Consider the following 5,660-nt stretch of genomic DNA (forward strand, 5'->3'; position numbering starts at 1 on the left):
ACCGAGCGCCGCGTGTGGGACGGCATACGCTTTCAACGTAGTACGTTGTTAACGTATGGTCGCGTGTGTGGTCGTCATGGCAGACTACGTCGACGAATATTTTGAATGGGACATTACCAAGAGCGAGGAAGTCCATGCACGGCATGCATTCGATTTCAGGCTCGTCGCTGAGATGCTCACCACAGAATCTCATATCTATGTCCGTCTGGACGATCGTGAGTACACTGAGGAACGACTGGTCGCGATTGGGAGAATCCACGGTTTATTTATCACCGCTGTCTATACGACACGAGGTAGGCGCAAGCGTATCATAACGGCGTGGCGATCGGACCGAGCTGAGATCGACGACTACGCCCGACACATGGGGTATCGAGATGAAGGGAAGAATTAATTGGGCGCTGGTCAGGTCCCAGGATCAGGCCACGATCGAGCGGCTCGCGGACGAAGAGCGACGGGCATTCGGCATTAAGCTCGGAGGCGCGAAGTGGCGCAGAGTACTTAACCCCCGCACGCCAAACGTCAAGTTGATTCGGCGCAGATTGGGTTTATCTCAAAGTGCATTTGCCAAACGCTTCTGCCTTAGCCAACGAACAGTGCAGCAGTGGGAACAGGGACGGTCGAAGCCGGATCAGCCGGCGCGCAATCTCTTGCGCGTCATAGAGTTCGCGCCTCAAACCGTAGCGCGGGCCGTCAATGGCGCGGGAACGCCACGCAAACGTCCGATTTGAACCGCGTGCCTATCGGAGGACCGTCATGGCCGTTGTGATGCTTACCGGACCGGTCGCCGCAGGAAAGACCACCATAGCGCAGGAGTTGATCGAGATAACGCCTGCGCCTCTCTGCTATCTGGAGGGCGATTCGTTTTGGGCGCTCTTTACAAAGCCGGGTGCGGCCACGAGAAGAGAGCGATTCCCACTGCTCATGCGCTCCATCACGGCTGCCGCGGTACCCCTTGCCCGGGGCGGATATGAAGTGCTCCTAGATTTCTCGTTTCCGCCGGAATTCTTAGAGACGGCCCGCAAAATCTTGAAAGAGATTCCCTTGGACTTTGTGATCGTAAGGCCGAGCCTCGACGTGTGCGAGAAGCGAGCCGCTGGCCGGCCTGAGGGCACGATTTCGGACTACGGCGTTTACCGAGATTTCTACGGCCTGTTCGAAGGATCTCCTCATGATGAGATCTGCGACGACGAAGCCGATGCGCGCTCAATTGCGCACCGCATCCGCGACGGCCTTGATCGGGGAAGATTCAGGGTTCGATGACGCGATGAGCAAAGTCACGCTGCGCTCCGTCATGCGGACGCTCATCAAACGTGATGGGAAACGCTGTCAGATCTGCCATCTCCCGATCTATTTCAACGCGCCCTTTGTCGGCCGCAACGGGGAAAAGAGACAGACCCATCCCTGCGCACCAACCGTCGACCATATCATCCATGTGAGCAAGGGAGGCAGAAGGGGAGAGCTCGACAATCTCCGGTTGGCCCATCGCCTTTGCAACCTAGGCAGAAGCGATCGCGACACCCCATATCCCGCGCAGCTGCAGAAAGTGGCCCGCCTGGTATCGGAGCTGGGTCTGCACTAGCATTCGCGCCGCACCCGTCGAAGCGCAGCGCGTGACGGTACAGATGGCGGTCGTTTTTCGACGCTTTGCGGGTCGCAAGCCGGAACTCGCCGACTTACGTGCGCGCGCGGAGGCCGCGGCGGATGGCCGCGGCTCGACGGTCTTGATCGTCGGCGATGCCGGTATCGGCAAGAGCCGGCTCGTCACGCAGTTGTGCCAGAATGCCGCGGCGCAGCGCCGCGTCGCACGAGGCCAGTGCTTCGAGCATTTGCACATCCCATACGTGCCGTTTCTTGCCGTCTACCGCGAATTGACGGGCCACGAGTTGGCGCCGCAGGTCGACAAATGGGCGAAGTTCGAGACGATCGTCCGCGCGCTCCACGATGCTGCAAAGGAACAACCGGTTATCATCGTCATCGAGGATCTGCAGTGGGCCGATAGCGACTCGTTGGAGCTGTTCGCACACGTCGCGAGCTCGATCGGCGACTCGCGCGTGTTGATCGTCGCAACGCTGCGCACCGACGACACGCGGCGCAACGACGTGCTGGGCGCCACGCTGGCCAAGCTGGCGCGTAATCCGACGGTCGCCAGGCTCGACCTTGCGCCGATCGACGACGCCGACATCCAGACCATGATCCACGAAATCGTCGATGGCCGCCCAGGATCCGCCGAGGTCGCGGAGACCGTACGAGACAAAGCTGAGGGCAACCCTCTGTTCGCAGAAGAGCTGCTTCGTTCGCTGCTCGACACCGCCGCTGCGCCGGCTGCGCGCGGCAACATTCCCTCCACGATCGAACAGATCGTTCTCGAGCGTTTCCATCAATGCGACGACGACACGCGCGCCGTCCTCGAGCGAGCCGCGGTCATCGGCCGGCACTTCTCACCTCAGTACGCCGCGGCGATCGCGGAGCGTCCGGTCGAGCAGGTGCTCGAAGCGCTCAAACGCGCGCGCGATCAACAGCTGATCGTCGAGGAGAACGGAGCGCAGCCGGCATTCGTCTTCCGCCACGTGCTGACGCGCGACGCGATCTACAACCAGCTCCTGAGCGCGCAGCGCAAGACGTTGCACGCCAAGATCGCCGCCGCGCAGGAGCGCCGGCCGCAGCACAGCGCGATCGAGGTCGCATACCATTGGCGCAGCGCCGGCGAGCCCGCCAAAGCAGCCGCCTACGACGAGCGCGCCGGCGATCAAGCCGAGGCGGCTTTCGCGCACGCGTCGGCGGCGCAATTCTACGAGCGCGCACTCGAAGCGCCCGATCTCACGGACAGACGCAGCGCAGAACTGCACCGCAAGCTCGCGCTGAGCTTGCATCACGGCGGCTCGGCGATACGTGCGCGCGAATCTTTCGACACAGCGCTCGAGCTCTTCGCGCGCGCGGGCGACGCCGCCAGCATCGGCGCGGTCTCTCTTGAGGCCGGCCACCTGGCGTTCAACACCGGCGACGTCGCAGGCGCACAGCGATTCTTCGAGCGCGCGCGTGACACCGCGACCGGCCCGGACGATGTCCTGTATTTCAGCGCGCACGTCAGCCTCGCGGGACTGCACGTCTTCCAAGACGACGCGGCCGGAGCGCTTGAGCATCTCGCCCAGGCCGAGCGCTACCGCGGAGAGCGGCCACACACCGAGGAGTCGCGCTTGCATCAGTTCCGGGCGATCGCCCTTGTCGCCGCCGGTGACGCGGTCGGCGCATTCCAAGACTGCGAGCGCGCCGCCCAGATCGCACAGGACTCAGGCGACATCGAAGGCGCGGTGCGGGCGCTTGGCAACGTCGCCGTCAACCTGGGCAAACTGCGCGCCCGCGACCAGACGCGCGCGCTCTTCGAGCGCGCGCGAGAGCTGATCAAGACCCATCGGCTGCGCAGCGTCTCCGCCGGTTTCTGCCTGCTGCAGTACGCGCTCACGTGCTACCGCTTCGGCGACCTCGAGCGTGCGCGCGAGCTCGTCGCGCAGGCGCTCGCCATGGGGATCGACCTCCAAAAATTCGACGTCGTCGCAGCCCACGTTGGGATTGCCGTCGGTCTGCTGGTGCTCGACGAGGATTTGGTCGAACGCAGCGCGCGCCGAAAGTTCGCCGATCTCATCGAAGGGCTCGACGAGAGCGCCGTGCCGTATGCCGCATGCGCGTACGTCGACTACAACGTAGCGCGCGGTCGCTTCGACGACGCGCGCAGCATCATCGACCGCACGCTGCAAGCGCTTGACGCGCTGGCCGACAAGCAGACCGACAACGTCATCTTCGTCCACATCGCGATGCACGGCGATCCCGAGCAGGTCAAACACGCCCGCGAGCTGCTCGCACGCGCTGGTAAAGTCAAACATGAGAAAGAGCACGACGCGCGCGCATACCTCGACCTGTTCGACGCGCGCCTGGCGCAGCGCGAGAACCGCACCGCACAGGCGCGCGAGCACGGCGAGCGCGCAGCAGCGCAGTTCCACGACCTCGGCTGGCAGCTCTACGAAGCGCAAGCGCTCGAAACCGCGGGGCAGCGCGACGTCGCGCTCGAGCTCTACACGAAGATAGGCGACCGCAGAGACGCGCAACGGCTGCAAACGGCCGCTCGGCGGCGCGGCCGCCCCCGCGCCTCGGGCCCGCAGGGCTTGAGCCCCAGAGAGCTCGAGGTCGGACAGCTCATCGCGCAGGGCAAATCCAACCGCGCCATCAGCGAGGCGCTGACGCTTGGAGAACGCACGGTCGAAAGCCACGCCTCGGCCATCCTCAACAAGCTGGGTCTCGCATCGCGCGCCGAGCTGATCGCGCACATGGCCCGCGCCGCGAACTAGACGGTAACACCGACCTTCAGCACCAGCCGCGGGTGGATGATGACCGATTGGCACGAGAACGAGTACGGCATGACGCTGCTCTTGATTTGCTCGGCGGGACCTACGCCGTAGATCTCTTCGAGGAACAGCGCGAACGGCGTCGAGCGGTTCCACCGCTCCACGAGATTGTCGATAGGCCACGACATGGTCGAACCGCTCCTCGCGAACTTTCCGGGAAGCGGGCGGTCGGTCGGGGCGATCCAGGACGAGCTCGCCCAGCCGCTCGGCGCCTCATGAAGCTCCGCACAGCTGCTGGACGGCTCAGCAGGTCCGCGATCGTAGGCGAAGCTTCCGCCGAACAGGCTGTTGCCCCTGAGAGACGAGAGATCGAACTGGTAGGCAGCGCGCTGGAAGATGTTCACCTGGCTTTGGTTCGTGGGATCGAATTGTCCGCCGACGGTGAGCGGCGAGTACGCCGTTGCGGGGGAGGTCTGCACCTTTGGTTGGTTGTCTTGATACAAGACCGAATATATTCGATCGTAGCCACGGAGCTTATCCGGCTTGATAATCACGGTCTTGGACGTGTCGTGGATGCAGATCCTCGCACTCGGCTTGGATTCGGCGGCGGTGTGCAGCGACAACGGGTAGGCGGTCACGACGTAGCACACGCCGTGCCATCCGCTTTTGGGTTCGTCCTGGACGACGAAGCGCCCGCTCGAGATGTTAACGGTCTTCCCCGGGCCACCGGCATGACCACCGCCGGCAAGCCGCAGATGGAAGCCCTCGAGGGCGCAATCCTTGCCGCTGCATTTCCACGACCAGTATACGTCGACTGCCTTAGCGTGCGTCAACCACGAGCACTGCGTGGGCCCGTCGCCGGCATGCACGCAGGTGTCGGGGTTTGTCGTATAGTGAAGTGCGTAGGGTGCGGGCAGCACCGGCACCGGGGTCGGGCGTGGCGTCGGACGCGGTGTTGGTCGCGCGTGAATCGCCTGCGCGGGCCCGCCGGCCTGATTCGCCAGGCACGGATACACCATCGCGGTCGCTAGCTCCAACGCGGCCGGCAGGACCAAAGCGGCGAGAACCGAGCGCAAGGTCGGCTTCACGCCCGTCCCGTTTCCCTCGCCGGACCCGTATTCATGCCGGCCAAGCGCATTTTTCTCCGTAGCGCCCCGGATTTAGGCGGGGCCTGCGCTGAGTACCATCAAGCCATGCCCGGTTGCTCGGGCGACGGACGGGGCGCAAAAAGACCCCGCCGCTCTCTGAAAAGGAATGGCTCAGATGAAGAACGCGCACAAGATCATAGCCCTCTCCCTCGCGCTGATCCTCGGCGCCCCGATG

The 5,660-nt window shown here is 63.9% G+C and carries 4 protein-coding genes; 3 read left to right on the forward strand and 1 reads right to left on the reverse strand.

Going from position 1 to position 5,660, the window contains the following annotated elements; translation table 11 throughout:
* Positions 1-753: 753 nt before the first annotated feature.
* From VKF82_06525 to VKF82_06535, 3 genes are read left to right on the forward strand one after another with little or no spacing between them, the layout of a single operon-like run.
* Positions 754-1,260, forward strand: a complete 507-nt coding sequence (locus VKF82_06525) for an adenylyl-sulfate kinase (GenBank protein HME81715.1) — start codon at positions 754-756, stop codon at positions 1,258-1,260.
* 4 nt (positions 1,261-1,264) lie between these two features.
* Positions 1,265-1,579, forward strand: coding sequence for an HNH endonuclease (locus tag VKF82_06530; GenBank protein ID HME81716.1), 315 nt, complete (start codon positions 1,265-1,267; stop codon positions 1,577-1,579).
* A gap of 31 nt (positions 1,580-1,610) precedes the next feature.
* Positions 1,611-4,340 (forward strand): AAA family ATPase, encoded by a 2,730-nt coding sequence (locus VKF82_06535; protein HME81717.1) that lies wholly within the window; start codon positions 1,611-1,613, stop codon positions 4,338-4,340.
* Here the strand turns inward: VKF82_06535 and VKF82_06540 are convergent.
* Positions 4,337-5,425, reverse strand: a complete 1,089-nt coding sequence (locus tag VKF82_06540) for a hypothetical protein (protein ID HME81718.1) — start codon at positions 5,423-5,425, stop codon at positions 4,337-4,339. The two genes, VKF82_06535 and VKF82_06540, sit on opposite strands and share 4 nt — an antisense overlap.
* Positions 5,426-5,660: the final 235 nt, after the last annotated feature.

The organism is Candidatus Eremiobacteraceae bacterium, assembly GCA_035314825.1.
GTDB lineage: Bacteria > Vulcanimicrobiota > Vulcanimicrobiia > Eremiobacterales > Eremiobacteraceae > JAFAHD01.